The 17,378-nt window shown below is 49.0% G+C and carries 19 protein-coding genes; 18 read left to right on the plus strand and 1 reads right to left on the minus strand.

Features of this window, described 5'->3' with window-relative positions:
• The first annotated feature begins 38 nt into the window (after positions 1–38).
• From GVY43_RS02595 to GVY43_RS02620, 6 genes are all read left to right on the plus strand, one after another.
• Positions 39–539: a ubiquinol-cytochrome c reductase iron-sulfur subunit gene (locus GVY43_RS02595; protein WP_159562133.1), complete on the plus strand. Its 501-nt coding sequence runs from the start codon at positions 39–41 to the stop codon at positions 537–539.
• A 19-nt stretch (positions 540–558) separates the two neighbouring features.
• Positions 559–1,230 carry a menaquinol-cytochrome c reductase cytochrome b subunit gene (qcrB, locus tag GVY43_RS02600; protein WP_015881478.1) on the plus strand — a complete coding sequence of 224 codons (672 nt, stop codon included), beginning with the start codon at positions 559–561 and terminating at the stop codon, positions 1,228–1,230.
• Between the two features lie 33 nt (positions 1,231–1,263).
• Entirely contained in the window at positions 1,264–2,058 is a 795-nt protein-coding gene (locus GVY43_RS02605) for a menaquinol-cytochrome c reductase cytochrome b/c subunit (RefSeq protein ID WP_015881479.1), read from the plus strand.
• A gap of 86 nt (positions 2,059–2,144) precedes the next feature.
• The gene (locus tag GVY43_RS02610; protein WP_159562134.1) at positions 2,145–2,762 is read left to right on the plus strand and encodes a DUF1405 domain-containing protein; all 618 of its coding nucleotides are present in this window, start codon (positions 2,145–2,147) and stop codon (positions 2,760–2,762) included.
• A 38-nt stretch (positions 2,763–2,800) separates the two neighbouring features.
• Positions 2,801–3,484, plus strand: a complete 684-nt coding sequence (locus GVY43_RS02615) for a zinc metallopeptidase (RefSeq protein ID WP_074037177.1) — start codon at positions 2,801–2,803, stop codon at positions 3,482–3,484.
• A gap of 64 nt (positions 3,485–3,548) precedes the next feature.
• The gene (locus tag GVY43_RS02620) at positions 3,549–4,007 is read left to right on the plus strand and encodes a GreA/GreB family elongation factor (RefSeq protein WP_159562135.1); all 459 of its coding nucleotides are present in this window, start codon (positions 3,549–3,551) and stop codon (positions 4,005–4,007) included.
• 42 nt (positions 4,008–4,049) lie between these two features.
• Here GVY43_RS02620 and GVY43_RS02625 read toward each other — a convergent pair whose 3' ends face one another.
• Positions 4,050–4,925 (minus strand): YitT family protein, encoded by an 876-nt coding sequence (locus GVY43_RS02625; protein WP_159562136.1) that lies wholly within the window; start codon positions 4,923–4,925, stop codon positions 4,050–4,052.
• Between the two features lie 112 nt (positions 4,926–5,037).
• Here GVY43_RS02625 and bshB1 point away from each other — a divergent pair, with 112 nt between their 5' ends.
• The 12 genes from bshB1 (at position 5,038) to asnS (ending at position 17,368) form a co-directional block, all read left to right on the plus strand.
• Positions 5,038–5,721, plus strand: a complete 684-nt coding sequence (gene bshB1 / locus GVY43_RS02630) for a bacillithiol biosynthesis deacetylase BshB1 (RefSeq protein ID WP_159562137.1) — start codon at positions 5,038–5,040, stop codon at positions 5,719–5,721.
• Positions 5,718–6,839, plus strand: coding sequence for an N-acetyl-alpha-D-glucosaminyl L-malate synthase BshA (gene bshA, locus GVY43_RS02635; protein ID WP_159562138.1), 1,122 nt, complete (start codon positions 5,718–5,720; stop codon positions 6,837–6,839). The genes bshB1 and bshA overlap by 4 nt, the downstream gene beginning before the upstream one ends.
• The gene (locus tag GVY43_RS02640) at positions 6,836–7,975 is read left to right on the plus strand and encodes a CCA tRNA nucleotidyltransferase (protein WP_159562139.1); all 1,140 of its coding nucleotides are present in this window, start codon (positions 6,836–6,838) and stop codon (positions 7,973–7,975) included. Before bshA ends, GVY43_RS02640 begins: the two co-directional genes overlap by 4 nt.
• Positions 7,948–8,910 (plus strand): biotin--[acetyl-CoA-carboxylase] ligase, encoded by a 963-nt coding sequence (locus tag GVY43_RS02645; RefSeq protein ID WP_159562140.1) that lies wholly within the window; start codon positions 7,948–7,950, stop codon positions 8,908–8,910. The genes GVY43_RS02640 and GVY43_RS02645 overlap by 28 nt, the downstream gene beginning before the upstream one ends.
• A 225-nt stretch (positions 8,911–9,135) precedes the next feature.
• The gene (gene panB, locus GVY43_RS02650; protein ID WP_159562141.1) at positions 9,136–9,972 is read left to right on the plus strand and encodes a 3-methyl-2-oxobutanoate hydroxymethyltransferase; all 837 of its coding nucleotides are present in this window, start codon (positions 9,136–9,138) and stop codon (positions 9,970–9,972) included.
• Complete coding sequence (panC, locus tag GVY43_RS02655) at positions 9,969–10,799, plus strand: pantoate--beta-alanine ligase (RefSeq protein ID WP_159562142.1); 831 nt, start codon at positions 9,969–9,971, stop codon at positions 10,797–10,799. Before panB ends, panC begins: the two co-directional genes overlap by 4 nt.
• Positions 10,800–10,804: 5 nt before the next feature.
• Positions 10,805–11,188: an aspartate 1-decarboxylase gene (panD, locus tag GVY43_RS02660; RefSeq protein WP_015881490.1), complete on the plus strand. Its 384-nt coding sequence runs from the start codon at positions 10,805–10,807 to the stop codon at positions 11,186–11,188.
• Positions 11,189–11,294: 106 nt separating this feature from the next.
• Positions 11,295–14,105 (plus strand): ATP-dependent DNA helicase DinG, encoded by a 2,811-nt coding sequence (gene dinG, locus GVY43_RS02665; protein ID WP_159562143.1) that lies wholly within the window; start codon positions 11,295–11,297, stop codon positions 14,103–14,105.
• Positions 14,106–14,170: 65 nt separating this feature from the next.
• Positions 14,171–14,356, plus strand: coding sequence for a YpmA family protein (locus GVY43_RS02670; RefSeq protein WP_159562144.1), 186 nt, complete (start codon positions 14,171–14,173; stop codon positions 14,354–14,356).
• Positions 14,353–14,838: a hypothetical protein gene (locus tag GVY43_RS02675; RefSeq protein WP_159562145.1), complete on the plus strand. Its 486-nt coding sequence runs from the start codon at positions 14,353–14,355 to the stop codon at positions 14,836–14,838. Before GVY43_RS02670 ends, GVY43_RS02675 begins: the two co-directional genes overlap by 4 nt.
• Positions 14,839–14,858: 20 nt before the next feature.
• Positions 14,859–16,046, plus strand: coding sequence for a pyridoxal phosphate-dependent aminotransferase (locus GVY43_RS02680; RefSeq protein WP_159562146.1), 1,188 nt, complete (start codon positions 14,859–14,861; stop codon positions 16,044–16,046).
• A gap of 20 nt (positions 16,047–16,066) precedes the next feature.
• Entirely contained in the window at positions 16,067–17,368 is a 1,302-nt protein-coding gene (gene asnS, locus GVY43_RS02685) for an asparagine--tRNA ligase (RefSeq protein WP_159562147.1), read from the plus strand.
• The last annotated feature ends 10 nt before the right edge of the window (positions 17,369–17,378 follow it).

Below are 17,378 nucleotides of genomic sequence, written 5' to 3' on the forward strand. Positions count from 1 at the left end.
AATTATGGGGTTATGCACACGAATGAGGGGGGAACGAAATGGCTCAAAATGGGTCAAAAGTCACGCGCCGTCAGTTCTTAACGTACACACTGACTGGAGTAGGTGGCTTTATGGCGGCAACATTGATCAGTCCGATGGTCAACTTTGCGATCGATCCGGTTTTGAAAAAAACTGGTGCAGGCGACAAAGTAAAAGTAATGAGTCTTGATGACATCACGACTGAGCCGCAACGTGTCGACTTTAAGAAACAAACACAAGATGCTTGGTATGAATTTGAAGAAACGCTTTCAGCATGGGTTTACAAAACAGATAGTGGCGAGATCATCGCACTTTCTCCGATTTGTACACACCTTGGCTGTCAGGTGGCATTCGCTGGTGATCCGACTCGTCCACAAGAATTCTTCTGTCCGTGTCACTTGGGACGTTACGAAAAAGATGGAACGAACATTCCAGGTACACCGCCGACAGCACCACTTGCACGTTATGAAAAAGAAGAAAAAGACGGCTTCCTATATTTAGGTAGTCCAGTCGCTCAGTAATGAGAGGGGGAACTAGCCGATGTTACAAAAAATTTATGACTGGGTCGATGAACGCGTAGACATCACACCGCTCTGGCGCGATATCGCAGACCATGAAGTACCGGAACACGTCAACCCTGCTCATCACTTCTCTGCATTTGTCTATTGTTTTGGCGGTTTGACGTTCTTTACAATCGTCATCCAGATCCTTTCAGGGATGTTCTTGACGATGTATTACGTACCAGATATCATCAACGCGCACGCGTCGGTGTATTATTTGCAAAATGAGATCGCACACGGACAAATCGTTCGTGGGATGCACCACTGGGGCGCATCTGTAGCGATCGTCATGTTATTCTTACATACGCTCCGCGTGTTCTTCACGGGATCGTATAAGAAGCCACGTGAGCTCAACTGGGTCGTTGGTGTTCTCTTGTTCTTCGTCGTCTTGGCGCTCGGACTCACAGGATACTTGCTTCCATGGGACATGAAGGCATTGTTCGCAACGAAAGTTACGCTTCAAATCGCTGAAAGTGTACCGGTTATCGGTGGTATTGCGAAGACACTTCTCGCTGGTGGTGAGATTGTCGGGGCGAGCACACTCGCACGATTCTTCGCAATTCACGTCTTCTTCTTACCGGCGGCATTGTTCGGACTGTTGGGAGCCCACTTCTTGATGATTCGTAAACAAGGGGTTTCTGGACCGCTATAAGCCGATTCGAGGAGAAAAAGGAGGAGAAACGATATGCATCGCGGTAAAGGGATGAAATTTGTAACCGACTCTCGAGTAGGAATCTCGAATCGGAAACAAAACATTGCAAAAGACTATTCAGAATACCCAGGACGCACAGAGGCGTTCTGGCCGAACTTCTTGCTTAAAGAGTGGATGGTAGGATCGGTCTTCTTGATCGGATTCATCGCTTTGACAATTGTCGAAGCACCACCGCTTCAAAATATCGCCGATCCAACGAACACGTCATACATTCCGTTGCCGGACTGGTATTTCTTGTTCTTGTATCAATTACTCAAATATCAATTCGCTGCTGGGGACTGGATCTTACTTGGTACAGTCATTATTCCAGGCTTGGCGTTCACGGCACTTCTCGTTGCACCATGGCTTGACCAAGGTCTCGAGCGTCGACCGGCGAAACGTCCAGTCGCGATCAGTTTCATGTTACTTGGAATTCTCTCGGTCTTCTACTTGACTTGGGAATCTGTTCAAACGACACACTGGGATCAAGTCCATGCACAAGGTGAGCTTCAAATTCCAGGTGAAGGTCCTGAAATCGATACAGCGGCTCCAGGATATGAGATTTATTCAGCTCAATCTTGCGTCAACTGTCACGGTCAAAACCTAGAAGGTGGAGCAGCGGCTCCAGCACTCGTCGGCACACAGTATACGGCTGAAGAAATCGCGGAAATCGCGGTCAACGGTGTCGGTACGATGCCAGCTGGTCAGTGGGATGGTTCAGATGAAGATCTCCAAGCCATGTCTGAGTTCATCGCTTCATACGGTGAAGGCGGCGAAAATAACAAGTAAGTCATCAAGTGTAGCCTGAATATCGGGCTACACTTTTTTACTTCTGCACGACGCATACGATAAACTGAAGAAAAAGGATTGAGACAATGAACCCCATGTTTTTAAAACCGTTCTTGATGCATCGGATTGTATTGACTATTCTATTGATCATCAACTTGGGAGGGACGATTTACGGGTATATCTGGTACGAGCCTCAATTACGTGACACACCGTACATCTATTGGCTGTTCGTACCGGATAGTCCGACAGCATCATTCTTCTTTACGATTGTCCTCGGACTTTGGTTAGCTAACAAGCGCTCTCCGTTGTTCGAGACGCTGGCCTTCATCACGTTGATTAAATACGGGGTCTGGGCCGTGATTATGAACATCATGTATTTGGGCACGTTACCACCGGATGCGCCGACCTTGACCATCTTGATGGCCGTCATGTTGATGGTCTCTCACGGTGCAATGGCCTTACAGGCGCTCATCTACGCGCCATTCATGAAATGGACGGTCACCTCGTTTGTATGTACGCTGATTTGGGTAATTCATAATGACGTCGTCGATTATGTACTCGGTCAATGGCCACGTTATCCGTCACTGGCAGAACACATCATGTGGATCGGCTACGGCTCCTTTTGGTTGACAGGATTATGTTTTTTTATGGGATATGCCTTCGTCCTACGTCCATCGCTTGAAAATAAGGTCATAAGAATGTAAAATCAAATTATCAAATACATTCAGAGGTGAAATAGAAAATGTCATTAGGTGGCTATATTTTCTATCTTGCACTGATCATGCTCATCCCCCTATGGGCCCAGATGCGAGTGAAAAGTACGTATAAGCAGTTTTTGAAACAACCGCTCCAAAGCGGTGTCACAGGTGCACAAGTCGCTGATTTCATCATGAAACAAAACGGTGTGCACAACGTGAGAATCGAAATGGTCGACGGACTCATGAGCGACCACTATGACCCGGTCAATAAAGTCGTTCGTTTGTCTCGCGAAGTGTATCAAGGGTCGACAATCTCGTCTGCCGCGATTGCTGCGCACGAGATCGGTCACGTCATTCAAGATGCGACAGACTATAAGATGATGCGCGTCCGCCACAGCCTTGTTCCGGTCGTCAACATCACGTCGAACTTGTCGTTCCCATTGTTACTCGGAGGATTCTTATTCGGGGCACTCGGGTTGGCTCAACTCGGTGTCATCATGATGCTCGGGGCGGTCGTGTTCCAGTTGATCACGTTACCGGTCGAGTTCGATGCATCGAAACGAGCGATGGCGCAATTGACGTCTCACGGAATCGTGACGGCGACAGAAGAGACAGGTGCACGTAAAGTGTTGAATGCCGCGGCTTGGACTTACGTCGCTGCAACGCTCGTTGCGGTTGCCGAACTTATTCGCTTGGCACTCATCGTCTTTATGCCGCGTGATGAATAGGATTGAATGGAATCCCGTCGGTAGGCGGGATTTTTTAATTTTTTGACGAAAGGAATTGTTGTCAATGAAACCGCAACTGACAGAGACAGGTCATCACCAATTGACAAATCGACTTGTGAGGCTAAAAAAAGAGCGAACGGATGCGCGTAAACGGATACGGACGGCTCGAAAATTTTGTGATTTCCGTGAAGACGTTACCTATCGTGAAGCGGTACATGAATATGAACGGATCGAGGCGGATATTTTAGAACTGAATCACCTCCTTGATGACGCGATCATCGTTATATCGGAACGTTCGGAAGTCGTGACGTTCGGAAATCAGGTCGTGATTCGGGAAATGCAACAAGAAGAGACCGAGCGCTATCGAATCGTGAGTGAGGCAGAAGCGGATATAGAACGAGGAAGCATATCCGTGACATCGCCACTCGGTCGTCGTTTGATGGGTGCGACAATTGGTCAAACAATTCAAATCGAAACGCCAGGAGGTACGATTCAAGTCGAGGTGCTCCACATCGAACCATAAAAAATCGCCCGTTCATCCCTGTGAACGAGGCGATTTTTTTGCTTATTTCAAAGGCATCCGATTTTCATCGAACGTAAAGCCTTCGCCCCCGACTTCATACACGTGATGGAACGTGACGAACGCATGCGGGTCGATTTGTTTGACGATTGTCTTCAAACGGTTCACTTCGTTACGGCCGACGACGACATATAAGACCTCGAGTTCTCGGTTCGAATAACCGCCTTTCGCGAGCAGTCGGGTCGTGCCGCGGTTCATCGTCGCATGAATACCATCCGCAATGGCAGTGCGGTGGTCACTGATGATCATCGCCGCTTTACCGGCATACGTTCCTTCTTGCATCGAGTCGATGACGCGTGCCCCGATATAGACGGCGAGAAGCGTGTACATCGCCTCACGAATGTCGAGGTACGTCAAACTGAGGACGATGACAAAGAAGTCAAAGATGAGAAACGTCTTCCCGATCGACCATCCGAAATAGCGTTGTACGAGTCGTGCGATGATATCGACGCCGCCCGTCGTCCCGCCATTGTTGAAGATGATGCCAAGCCCGACCCCGATGAAGAGACCGGCGAACAGACTTGCGAGCACCATGTCATCTGTCAAATCGATGACGAGCGTCGAGTACTTGGCGATGAGTGCATACCAAATTGAAAAAGAGAATGTCCCGATGAGCGTATAGATGAAGGTCGTGCGACCTAACAACTTGTAACTCATGAAAAAGAGTGGGATGTTTAATGCCAAGTTCGTGACAGAAGGTGATATATCAAACAGTCCACGGAGGATCAATGTGATCCCGGTGAACCCACCCTCGGCCAAATTGTTTTGGACGTTGAAGTGATAAACGCCGAATGCAAAAATAAAAGAACCTATCAAGATAAAAATAATATTTCGAACACGAATCGGTAATTGTACCGTCATCAGGTTCACCTCCCCTTAGATAGAGTACTCGAAAAACAGTTCGATTGACTACCCTGAACATATGACATTCAGAAACGAGTCGGCTATACTTTTCAAAGAAGAGGTGATGTAGATGAAAGTAGTAGCCATCGGGGCACATCCGGACGATATCGAAATCGGGATCGCCGGCATGACCGCCCAATGGACGAAAGAGAAGACTGAGGTCGTATACGTCGATTTGACGAGAGCGGAACTTTCTTCAAATGGTGATGTAGAAACGAGACGACAGGAGGCAAGTGCGGCTGATGACGTGCTTGGTGTCCGTCGAATCAATCTAGGATTTAAAGACCGTGGGATTGACGGGGGAGAAGAGCAGCTCGAGGCAATCGTCTCCTTGATTCGCCGTGAGCGCCCAACCCACTTGCTCTATCCATATGAGGTCGACCGCCATCCTGACCATGCAGCCTGCGCCCATCTCGTGACAGAGGCGCTGTTTAATGCCGGGATCCGAAAGTACTTACCCGAACTCGATGCATATCGTCCTGAAAGTGTGTACCAATATATGATCAATGCTCACGTCGAACCGGATGTGTGCGTGGATATTAGTGACACGATCGAAGTGAAGACACGGGCGCTTCAATGTTACGCGAGTCAGTTCACTCCGGTCGATGGAGTAAAGACACCGCTCACCGATGCATATGTGGAACGGGTCATCGCCCGTGAACGCCATTTTGGGAGCTTGATTGGAGTCGCCTATGCGGAAGGGTTGAAGCGCGTTCGACCATATGTCGTAAAACAGGCAGGTGAACTCGCATGACGTATCGGATTGGGATTCTTTGTTATCCATCTGTCGGAGGCTCTGGGATTTTAGCGACAGAGCTCGGGATGAAGCTTGCGGACCGTGGGCATGATGTCCATTTTATCACGAGCAGCATGCCGTTTCGTTTGAACGCCTATCACCCAAATATTACGTTCCATCAAGTCGAAATCAATCAATATTCGGTCTTTCGTTATCCGCCGTACGATATGACATTGTCAGCGAAGATTGCGAGTGTCATCCAATCGTTCGGTCTCGATGTCATCCATGCACACTATGCCGTACCGCATGCCGTTTGTGCTGCGCTTGGCCGCGAGATGGCGGGTGTGAAGACCCCGATCGTGTCGACGTTACATGGTACCGATATTACCGTACTCGGTGAGGACGAGGAACTGAAACCGGCCATTCTATACGGGCTGCGTCAATCGAACGCGATCACGGCGGTCTCTCATAGTTTGAAACGGGAGACAGTAGAGCGGATTGCCAGTGATTTGCCGATCCAAGTCATCCATAACTTCATCGATGAATCGGTGTATACGCCTCAATTCGACCCGACATTAAGGGGACGGTACGGCTTGTCGGATGAGGACCGGGTCGCCATCCACATTTCAAACTTCCGTCCTGTCAAACGCGTCGACCTCGTCCTGGAGGCGTTCGATCAGATGGATGTGACGAATAAGAAACTATTGCTCGTCGGAGATGGTCCGCTCATGGGTGCGATGCGTCGACTCGTGACGGAGATGGGGCTTGAAGAGCAGGTCATCTTTGCCGGGAAACAAGAACAAGTCGCCGCACTTCTTGCAATCAGCGACGTTCACGTCCTGTTATCAGACAAGGAGGCGTTCGGTCTCGTGGCGCTCGAGGCGATGGCGACGGGTGTGCCCTCTGTCGTGAGCGATGCGGGTGGGCTGCCGGAAGTGATCACGGACGGTGAGGATGGTTTCGTCGTTCCTAAAGGGGATGCGAGCCAGGCCGCCTCTGCGATGGAGCGGCTCTTGACCGATCGTGAGCTACGAGAACGGTTCCGACAAAACGGATTGGTGAAATCTCGGCGCTTCGCCTCACAAGATATCGTGACCGAATATGAACGCTTGTATGAACAGGTGGTGACATCATGACGGAATGGGAATACGCAAAACAAATCATCGACACGATCGAACAGCATGGTGGCGAGGCGTATATCGTCGGTGGTGCTGTTCGGGATTATGTGCTCGGGAGTCTGCCCGATGATATCGATTTGGCGACGTCCCTCTTCCCGGAAGAGGTGATGGCGCTGTTCCCGAAGTCGGTTCCGACCGGTATCGAGCATGGGACTGTCACGGTCATTATTGACCACCATCCGTTCGAAGTGACGACGTTCCGTTCGGAAGGATCGTATTCGGATTCGAGACGACCGGACCATGTCGCACTCGGGGTATCGCTTGAAGAGGATTTATTACGAAGGGACTTCACGATGAACGCGATGGCGTTCCATGATGGACGAGTGGTCGATTTATTCGGTGGTCAACATGATCTAGAAGAACGAATCATCCGAACAGTCGGCAGTCCGTTTGAACGGTTCGGAGAGGACGCGCTACGCATCATGCGTGCGCTTCGCTTCATGTCACAACTCGACTTCACCTTACATGACGAGTTGCGGGAAGCAGCGAGCGGGCTCGGTCATAAGCTCGAACAAATTGCGATGGAGCGTATCGCGATCGAATTTGAGAAACTGTTGACGGGACCTGCATACAAGAAAGCGCTAGGTGAAATGGTCGAGCTCGGCATTCATCGCTATTTACCGAACGTGACGACCGAACTGATGCAGCGTGTCCAAGAGGACGCTCGGACACCTGTGAACGCGGTCAGCGGATGGGCACTCTTTCTCTATCATGCACAGGATGACAGCTGGCTATCGCCATGGAAACGGTCGAACGCGATCAAACGGGAGGCGCGTACGCTTGCACTGCTCTGTGAGACGGGACTTGACCGGATGACGATTTATTCGACGGATGAACAGACGCTCTCCACTTATTTCCGGATGAACGGGGAGAAAGACCGTAGCCGTGAACTGAAACAGTCGCTCCCGATGACGTCACGAAAAGAGTTGAAATTTGACGGCCGGGACGCCTTAGCGCTCGGTGCACGAGGGGAAGCAATCAAGCATCTGTTAGCCGACCTCGAACGACGCGTCATCTTAAACGAGTTACCGAACCATGAGACAGTATTGAAAGAGGAGGCGAAACGATGGCTTCAACGCGCGGGCGTGTTCTGACGCTATTACAAGATGGTGAAGTATGGAGTGGCCAAGAGTTGGCCCGTCAATTAAATATTTCACGTACCGCTATTTGGAAACATATCGAAACGCTTAAGCAAGACGGTTATGCGATTCATACGATCCCAAGAAAAGGATACCAATTGCTTGAGCAAAGTGACCGATTCGATGAACCAGCGTTTGCGTCATATCGGAAGGGACGGTTCGGTCAAATCGTCCATGCCTTTGACCAAATCGACACGACACAACGAATCGCCCATGAGCTGGCGCAACAACACGTGCCAGAGGGGACGCTCGTCATGAGCGAGGAACAGACGGCCGGTCGCGGACAACTCGGTCGTAACTGGCACAATCCGAAGCACGTCAATATCGCGGCAAGTGTGATTTTAAGACCGGAATTACCCATTCGCGACGCATCAAAGATGACCTTGATGGCGGCAAGTGCGTTTGCGAAAGCGTTGAATGCGCGGGACCTTGACGTGACAATCAAATGGCCTAACGATTTACTGTTAAATGGCAAGAAAATCGGAGGCATTTTGACGGAAATGCAAACGGAAGGGGACCGCATTCAAGCCGTCATTTTAGGGTTCGGAATGAACGTCAACGGCGATGAAATTCCGACTGAGTTGGCGCACCGGGCGACCTCCCTTTATTTAGAGACCGGGACGAGATATCATCGCAGTGAGTTATTGGCGGAACTATTGGCAGAACTCGAGACCGAATACGACCGATTCCTTGACGTAGGATTTGCACCGGTTCGCTTGAACTGGATGAAACATGCCGCCTATTTAAATGAGTCGATCACCTTGAGTGTGTCCCGGACGTCGCGAACAGGTGTCATGCGAGGCATCTCGGAGGAGGGGGCACTGCTACTCGAAGTGGATGGAACGGTCGAACCGGTCTATTCTGCTGAGATTGCAGTGTGGAATGATTGATGAAAGCGAGACCATCGACTATACTTAATGTGTCGGACGCTATCAATTCTTGAAGTGTACCGCGCTTGCAGACTGTCACATTCAGTTGTCTGCCTTGATCATTATGACAGGGACAGAAGGACACTAACTCATGAAAACCATGAATTTGTTTTTCGTGCGCCTTCTTGCCATCTGTGTAAGAAGGCGTTTATTCTTTCCTGTCTCCACGTTTAGGAGGAGAAACAGATGCACACGATGACTACATTGTTTAAAAAAATGAACGAGCAAGAAAAGCTCGTCATGTTGACGGCATATGATTATCCGTCAGCCAAACTTGCCGAATCGGCCGGTGTCGATTTGATATTAGTAGGTGATTCACTTGGGATGGTCGTACTTGGTTATGATTCGACGATTCCGGTGACGATGGAGGACATGCTCCATCATTCGAAAGCGGTACGCCGCGGAGCACAAAATACGTTCGTTGTGGTAGATATGCCGTTTGCGTCATATCACGGAGACTTCGATCGGACGTTACAGGCAGCATCGCGTTTATTCCAAGAAGGCCGTGCGGATGCCATCAAACTAGAAGGGGCCGGTGACGTGCTTCATACGATTGACCGCTTGACACAAGTCGGCATGCCATGTGTCGCCCATCTAGGGTTGACCCCTCAATCGGTTGGCGTCCTAGAAGGATATAAAGTACAAGGGAAGTCCCTAGAGGCTGCCGAGACACTCCTTCAAGATAGCTTGGCTGCGGAACGTGCTGGCGCGAAGATGCTCGTCCTTGAGTGTGTCCCTCACCAATTGGCAAAACGGATCGCAGAAGAATTGACGATTCCTGTCATCGGAATCGGTGCAGGTGCAGATGTCGACGGCCAAGTGCTCGTCTATCATGACGTATTGAAATATGGGGTGGACCGTCTCCCTAAATTTGTCCAAGCGTATGCAGACGTGAATGAAGTGGCGACGGATGCTATCCGTTCTTATGTCGAAGAGACGAAGAACGGTCACTTCCCGTTAGAACGTCATACGTTCACAATGGATGAGTCGTTACTCGACTCATTGTATGGAGGAAAAGGATGAAGATTGTATCGACCGTCGAAGAATTACGTATTGCCTTACCAACGAATCAAACGATTGGCTTCGTGCCGACGATGGGATATTTGCATGAAGGACATATGAGCCTCGTTGAAAACGCGCGACGGGAAAATGACGTCGTTGTCATGAGTATTTTTGTCAATCCGACACAGTTCGGACCGAATGAAGACCTCGACCGTTACCCCCGCGACTTTGAACGGGATGAGAAGTTGGCACGTGATGCGGGAGTCGATGTCTTGTTCTATCCGACGACGGAGACGATGTATCCACTTGACATGGCGCGTGTGACCGTCCGTCACGGGGCGGACGTATTATGTGGGGCGAGTCGTCCCGGTCATTTTGATGGTGTGTTGACAATCGTTTCAAAATTATTTAACCTTGTTCAACCGACACGCGCTTATTTCGGTCTGAAGGATGCTCAACAAGTGGCACTCATCGAAGGATACGTCCGAGATTATTTCGTTCCAGTCGAGATTCGACGCTGCCCGATTATTCGTGAGGAGACAGGACTAGCCAAATCTTCTCGAAACGTCTATTTGTCAGATGTCGAAACGGTAGAGGCGAGTCGGATTTTCAGCGCATTGATGATGGCGCGAGAGGCACTCGATACAGGTCAACAAGTTGATGAAGTAAAACGACAGCTGACTGAACGTTTGAACGAGATTCCGAACAGTCAAATCGATTACGTCGAGCTTGTCGATTACCCGACGCTCGGTGCCGTCTCGAGCGACTCGACCGAACTCTTGTTAGCGGTGGCCATTCAGTTTGAACGGGCCCGATTGATTGATAATGTGATTTGGAAGAAGGGATGAATCCAATGATTCGTACATTTATGCACGCAAAGCTTCATAAAGCAACAGTGACAGAAGCAAACTTACACTACGTCGGTTCAATTACAATCGATGAGGATTTGATGGATGCGGTCGGTATCATGGAGAATGAACATGTACACATTACGAACAACCATAATGGTGCTCGCATCGAAACGTATGTCATCAAAGGGGAACGCGGTTCAGGCGTGATTTGTTTGAACGGAGCGGCAGCACGTCATTTCCAGGTCGGTGATGTTGTCATCATCATGGCTTACGGTCAAATGACAGCGGAAGAGGCAAAAACGCATCGTCCGAAAGTAGCTGTGTTGAACGAACAAAATGAGGTCGATCAACTTCTTTACGAAGAGATTGCTCATACAATTTTGTAAAGGATTCGGGGGTGTCGGCAGAGGCATCCCCGTTTTTTCGTTATTCGTTCTATGGTAAGATGAGACAGACAGAAAGCACGAGCGTGCCAAAGATGGGATGGATGTTATGGACACGTATGTGATTGTGGATTTAGAGACTACGGGTCATTCCGTTAAGTCCGGAGATGAATTGATTGAGTTTGCGGCGGTCGTCGTACAAGAGGGTGAAGTGATAGAGCGCTACAGCACCTTGATTCGACCGAGTCGACCAATCCCACCTTTTATTACGCAATTGACAACGATTAGTGACGAAGATGTAAGTGATGCACCTACATTTGAAGATGTGATTCCCGACATTTGGAAAATGCTAGATGGACGGGTGTTTGTCGCGCATAACGTCGCATTTGATTTAACTTTTTTAAATGAGAGTCTTGAACAAGCGGGTTATCTTGCGTTTCAAGGGAGAGCCATTGATACTGTCGAATTGGCCCGCATCTTGTATCCGACTTTAGAGAGCCATGCGTTAGAAGCGCTATCGGATACGTTTGACCTCGTACATACAGACGCACATCGGGCACTCAGTGACGCAGAGGCGACAGCCGAGCTCTTCATCCGGATGCTCGACCGTTTACGCGATTTACCGTTGGTGACGCTGAAACGACTTCGAGAGTTATCTGAGTCATGGACGAGTCATATCGAACCGTTACTCGATGAGATGATCCTTGAGGTCGGGATCCGTCCAGACGACGAAACACGTTTTGATATCCACCGCAAAATTGCGTTAAGGCGACCGGTGGATGCCTTCGTCCCGACGACAGAACGTGAACCGTTCGAGCCGTTCCTTTTGCGGACGATCGAAGAGACACTCCCTTCACTGTTTGAGCAGTTTGAACCGAGACAGAGTCAATTCGAAATGATGCGTCACGTCTATAAAGCGTTAGACGATGAGGAAACATTGTTAGTCGAGGCGGGTACGGGAACGGGTAAGACGCTTGCGTACTTGATTCCGAGTGCCCACCATGCCCTCGAGACGAAACGCCCGGTCGTCATTAGTACGCATACCATTCAATTGCAAGAACAGTTGTTAAATCGAGACTTACCTGTTCTTCGTCAGATTTTTCCTGAGATCGAATTCACGTTGTTGAAAGGGAGACGCAATTATATCGATTTGCGTAAGTTCGAGATGGTGCTCGACGAATCAAATGACGGTCTTTTGGCATCGATGTGTAAAGCGATGGTACTCGTCTGGCTCACAGAAACCGAGACCGGAGATTTAGAGGAACTCTCATTCCCGGGATCTGCGACACAAGGTCCTGCTTCATTCAAGCGTTTGATTCAAGCAGATGCTTCTAATGATTTTGGTCGATTCGACCCATGGTATAGCCGTGACTTTTTCACGAAAGCCGTGTTGCGCTCGAAAGAAGCGGACCTGATTGTGACCAATCATGCTTTACTGTTCTCGGATTTACAGCATCAGGCAGGCATTTTACCGACGGACACACCTCTCGTATTAGACGAGGCTCATCAAGTCGAGGAAGTGGCCTCTCATCATTTCGGTGTGACATTTGATGCGATTCAATTTGACCGCCTCTTCAAATGGTTCGGCTACGGAGCAGATGGCAAATTCCATTCTCGCATCATTCAGCTAGCCGATTTGACATCCGTAACCGAAGAAGCGGAGGCATTCAGTCAACAAATTGATTCGGCTCTTGCAAGGGTCGAGGAAGAACTCGAAGACCTTCTGACGTCCCTTCAATCGTTAGGTAAGAAAAAAGAACCTCGACAAACGGTTCGTTTCGAGCGGGAAGGTGCAACGTTTAGACCAATTCGAGAAGTGGCCAATCGACTCGAGGACAAACTGCGGACGTTGCGGACGTCACTCCGACACCTCCATCGACTGCTCGATGAGCGTAAAGAACATATGACATTCAAACAACGCGCACTTCTTGGTGACTTAAAAACGTTGATTGGAGACGTGCGTGAACTCGAGAGTGTCATCTATGAGACGATGTTGACGCGCGACGATGATGCGGTCAGCTGGGTCGAACTGAATTTAGGGAATCGGAAATTGACCTCGGTATACACGCAGCCCGTCGAAATCGGACCGTTGTTACACGAACGTCTGTTTAAGAAGCGACCAACGATTTTAACATCGGCGACGATGACGGTCTCAGGGAAGTTCAGCTTTATGGAACGACGCCTCGGATTAGAAGGAGAACCGGTCCGAAGAGTCGTATTACCGTCACCATTCAACTTCAAAGACCAGGCCAAACTGTTTGTACCGTCGGACTTCCCATTGATCAATGAAGTGCCGCTTCCTCAGTTCGTCGACCAGACGGCCCAGTCGATTGTCCAAATTGCGAACGTGACGAAAGGGAGGATGCTCGTCTTGTTCACATCGAACGAATTGCTTCGACTCACTTACGAACAAGTCAAAGACCATCTTGACCCGTCTTATACACTTCTCGCACAGGGTGTGAGCGGCGGCTCTCGTAGCCGCTTGACGAAACAGTTCAAACGGATGGAACAGTCGATTCTCTTTGGGACAGCAAGCTTTTGGGAAGGTGTCGATATTCCAGGGGAGGCGTTGACATGCCTTGTCATCGTAAGGCTTCCGTTTGCACCGCCCGATCAGCCGATCATGCAAGCACGTTCTGAGAAAATTGAAGCGACGGGTAAGTCACCATTCTTTGAGTTATCCCTGCCCCAAGCGGTTATTCGCTTCAAACAAGGTGTCGGTCGATTGATTCGATCGAAAGGGGATTATGGTGCGGTCTTCGTGTTCGACCGACGTGTGGAGACGACACGTTACGGCAAACAGTTCATCAACAGCTTGCCTAAAGTTGACCGGATTGAAGGAACGCTTGAAACAGCGTTATCCGAGTTGGAATTGTTCTTAGACGAGAAGGAAAAGTCTGTGGCACGAAATGACAGATAACGCTAGGCATCACGATATTATCGTTTTATAATGATACGTATAGTGTTTTTGGAGGAGGAGTCAATATGAACTCGAATATTGAGACGCTGGCGAGCGTGCGCATCGAACCGACTGCGGACGTTTACAAAATTGTCGACTTATTGAATCGGACCTTAAAGGGTCAGGATTTAATGTTCGGTTTGTCACTTGAGAAGAAAGTGAACGATCCGAAGAAGGAAGAGATGGTCTTCACCATCTATCGTACAGAATGACCAGAAAAGCAAAATGGATCGTCTCATTACTGGCGGCACTGATTGGTGTCGTCCTTGTCTTTAGCGTGATGTATCGATTCACCATCGGTCATACAGAGAATCAAAAAGAAAAGCTCGTCGAAACGGCGATGGCACGATTGACTGAAGAATCTCCAGACGCGAGAGTGGGTCAGGGAGAACTGTTCAATGGGACAGAGGCATATGTCGTCTTCCCAGAAGTAGACGGGAAGTCCATTTGGTTTGTCCCATTGGATAAAAAGCTGGAGATCGAGCAACGAGAAATCGGTGAAGTGGACGCTACTGACGTCTGTTCGAAGTCGGTTGAGGAGACAGGCGGACAACTGGTCAGCTGTAAGGTTGGTTTTGACGAACGGGCACTCATCGAAGTGGTCACGAAAGCGGATGCGTCTTATACGTATTCGTACTATACGCTTCAGACCGGAGAATTTATTCGACGGGTCCAATTGACCGATCAAATGTAATGAATTAGAGGGGGATTATGATGGAACATCTATTAGCGAAACGTGTAAAACAACTCACACCATCGACTACTTTGGCGATTACAGCTAAGGCGAAGGCACTGAAAGCTTCAGGCAAAGATGTCATTGGTCTCGGCGCGGGTGAACCTGATTTCAACACACCAGAACGAATCATCGACGCTGCTTGTCAAGCCGCTCGAGATGGAGACACAAAATACACGCCATCTGGCGGGACAGTCGCGTTGAAAGATGCCATCATTGAAAAGACGAAACGCGATAGTGGATTGTCGTTCGAACGCAACGAGGTGATGGTTGCTTCAGGTGCGAAACATGCCCTATACGCTCTGTTCCAAGCTATTTTAGATGAAGGGGACGAAGTGATTGTCCCAGCCCCATACTGGGTCAGTTACCCGGAACAAATCAAATTGGCAGACGGAGAACCTGTCTTGGTCGACACGAATGAAGAGACGTCATTTAAATTGACGCCGACTCAACTGGAGAATGCAATTACAGCTCGTACAAAGGCCGTCATCTTGAACAGCCCATCTAATCCGACGGGAATGATTTATACGAAAGAGGAGCTACAGGCACTCGCCGATGTCGTTCTTCGACACAATCTTCTCGTCGTTAGCGATGAAATTTATGAAAAATTGATTTACGGTGATGCATCGTTCGTATCGATTGCGACACTTCCGAATATGCGTGAACGAACGATCATCATCAATGGGGTCTCGAAATCTCACGCGATGACAGGTTGGCGAATCGGATATGCCGTTGGTGATGCAAAAATCATCGGCGCGATGACGAATCTGGCCTCACACTCGACATCAAACCCGACATCTGTCGCACAAGCGGCTGCGGTAGAAGCGTACAATGGACCGCAAGAAGATGTGGAAATGATGCGTCAATCGTTCGAGGATCGACTTGAAATCGTCTACGACCGTCTCGTCAAAATCCCTGGCATCACTTGTTTGAAGCCACAAGGTGCATTTTACTTATATGCCAATGCGAAGGTCGCGGCCTCAGAGAGTGGCTATAACACCGTCGATGCTTGGTGTGAAGCTGTTCTTGAAGAAGCAAACGTGGCACTTGTGCCTGGTTCGGGTTTCGGACAAGACGATTACGTACGATTATCCTATGCAACTGAATTAAAACGCGTATTAGAAGCGCTCGATCGAGTAGAAGACTTCGTTACGAAGCGCGCTCGATAAGCGAAAGGATGGAAAAGAATATGACAACTATTTCGATTAACCAATTTAAAGATTATGAAGGCCAATCGGTCCGTGTAGGGGCCTGGATTGCCAATAAACGTTCAAGTGGTAAGATTGCTTTCCTTCAATTACGTGATGGAAGCGGTTTTGCTCAAGCAGTCGTTGTAAAAGCTGACGTGGCGGAAGAGTTATTTACGTTAGCCAAAGGGATTACTCAAGAAACTTCGGTTTGGGTCACAGGGAATGTCAAATCTGATGGCGGACGTACACCACTCGGATTTGAATTGGAAGTGACAGATTTAGAAGTGATTGCGGAATCGATTGATTATCCAATCACACCGAAAGAACACGGAACGGAATTCTTGATGGACAACCGTCACTTATGGCTCCGTTCACGTCGCCAACACGCGATTATGAAAGTTCGTAACGAAATCATTCGTGCGACATATGAATTCTTCAACAAAGAAGGATTTGTCAAAATCGATCCGCCAATCCTTACTAGCAGTGCTCCGGAAGGGACGACAGAATTGTTCGAAACAGATTATTTCGGTCAATCAGCCTACCTTTCTCAGACAGGTCAATTGTATATGGAAGCAGCGGCGATGGCCCTCGGAAAAGTATTCTCGTTCGGTCCAACGTTCCGTGCGGAGAAATCAAAAACACGTCGCCACTTGATTGAGTTCTGGATGATCGAGCCGGAGATGGCATTCGTCGATCATGACATGAACCTTGAGATTCAAGAGCAATACGTCTCATACATTGCACAGGCAGCACTTGCGAACTGTAAAAATGAACTGGAACTGCTTGGACGTGACCTTGAGAAATTGGCACAAGTACAAGCGCCGTTCCCTCGTGTTCGTTACGAAGATGCCATCAAGTTCTTGAAGGCAGAAGGATTCGACGACATCGAATACGGTGATGATTTCGGTGCACCGCACGAGACGGCGATTGCCAACGCACATGATCAGCCGGTATTCATCACGCATTGGCCAAAAGAAATCAAACCGTTCTACATGAAAGTAGACCCTGAGAATCCAGAACTTGTTCTGTGTGCGGACTTGATTGCACCAGAAGGATATGGTGAAATCATCGGGGGATCTCAACGTGAGGACGACTACGATCGTCTAAAAGAAGAGATCATCAAGGAAGGTCTCGACGAAACGGATGCGTATGATTGGTACCTTGAACTTCGTCAATACGGTTCGGTCCCACACTCTGGTTTCGGACTTGGTCTCGAGCGTACGGTCGCATGGATCAGTGGAATCGAGCACATCCGTGAAGCGATTCCGTTCCCACGTCTTTTAAACCGAATTCACCCTTAACGATTAATCG

Source organism: Exiguobacterium sp. 8H (genome assembly GCF_902506255.1).
Classification (GTDB): domain Bacteria; phylum Bacillota; class Bacilli; order Exiguobacteriales; family Exiguobacteriaceae; genus Exiguobacterium; species Exiguobacterium profundum.

Excerpts from the sequence above, each read along its gene's own strand:
- GVY43_RS02595 (WP_159562133.1), top strand. The coding sequence starts at position 39 with ATGGCTCAAAATGGGTCAAAAGTCACGCGCCGTCAGTTCTTAACGTAC.
- qcrB (WP_015881478.1), top strand. The coding sequence starts at position 559 with ATGTTACAAAAAATTTATGACTGGGTCGATGAACGCGTAGACATCACA.
- GVY43_RS02605 (WP_015881479.1), top strand. The coding sequence starts at position 1,264 with ATGCATCGCGGTAAAGGGATGAAATTTGTAACCGACTCTCGAGTAGGA.
- GVY43_RS02610 (WP_159562134.1), top strand. The coding sequence starts at position 2,145 with ATGAACCCCATGTTTTTAAAACCGTTCTTGATGCATCGGATTGTATTG.
- GVY43_RS02615 (WP_074037177.1), top strand. The coding sequence starts at position 2,801 with ATGTCATTAGGTGGCTATATTTTCTATCTTGCACTGATCATGCTCATC.
- GVY43_RS02620 (WP_159562135.1), top strand. The coding sequence starts at position 3,549 with ATGAAACCGCAACTGACAGAGACAGGTCATCACCAATTGACAAATCGA.
- GVY43_RS02625 (WP_159562136.1), bottom strand. The coding sequence starts at position 4,925 with ATGACGGTACAATTACCGATTCGTGTTCGAAATATTATTTTTATCTTG.
- bshB1 (WP_159562137.1), top strand. The coding sequence starts at position 5,038 with ATGAAAGTAGTAGCCATCGGGGCACATCCGGACGATATCGAAATCGGG.
- bshA (WP_159562138.1), top strand. The coding sequence starts at position 5,718 with ATGACGTATCGGATTGGGATTCTTTGTTATCCATCTGTCGGAGGCTCT.
- GVY43_RS02640 (WP_159562139.1), top strand. The coding sequence starts at position 6,836 with ATGACGGAATGGGAATACGCAAAACAAATCATCGACACGATCGAACAG.
- GVY43_RS02645 (WP_159562140.1), top strand. The coding sequence starts at position 7,948 with ATGGCTTCAACGCGCGGGCGTGTTCTGACGCTATTACAAGATGGTGAA.
- panB (WP_159562141.1), top strand. The coding sequence starts at position 9,136 with ATGCACACGATGACTACATTGTTTAAAAAAATGAACGAGCAAGAAAAG.
- panC (WP_159562142.1), top strand. The coding sequence starts at position 9,969 with ATGAAGATTGTATCGACCGTCGAAGAATTACGTATTGCCTTACCAACG.
- panD (WP_015881490.1), top strand. The coding sequence starts at position 10,805 with ATGATTCGTACATTTATGCACGCAAAGCTTCATAAAGCAACAGTGACA.
- dinG (WP_159562143.1), top strand. The coding sequence starts at position 11,295 with ATGGACACGTATGTGATTGTGGATTTAGAGACTACGGGTCATTCCGTT.
- GVY43_RS02670 (WP_159562144.1), top strand. The coding sequence starts at position 14,171 with ATGAACTCGAATATTGAGACGCTGGCGAGCGTGCGCATCGAACCGACT.
- GVY43_RS02675 (WP_159562145.1), top strand. The coding sequence starts at position 14,353 with ATGACCAGAAAAGCAAAATGGATCGTCTCATTACTGGCGGCACTGATT.
- GVY43_RS02680 (WP_159562146.1), top strand. The coding sequence starts at position 14,859 with ATGGAACATCTATTAGCGAAACGTGTAAAACAACTCACACCATCGACT.
- asnS (WP_159562147.1), top strand. The coding sequence starts at position 16,067 with ATGACAACTATTTCGATTAACCAATTTAAAGATTATGAAGGCCAATCG.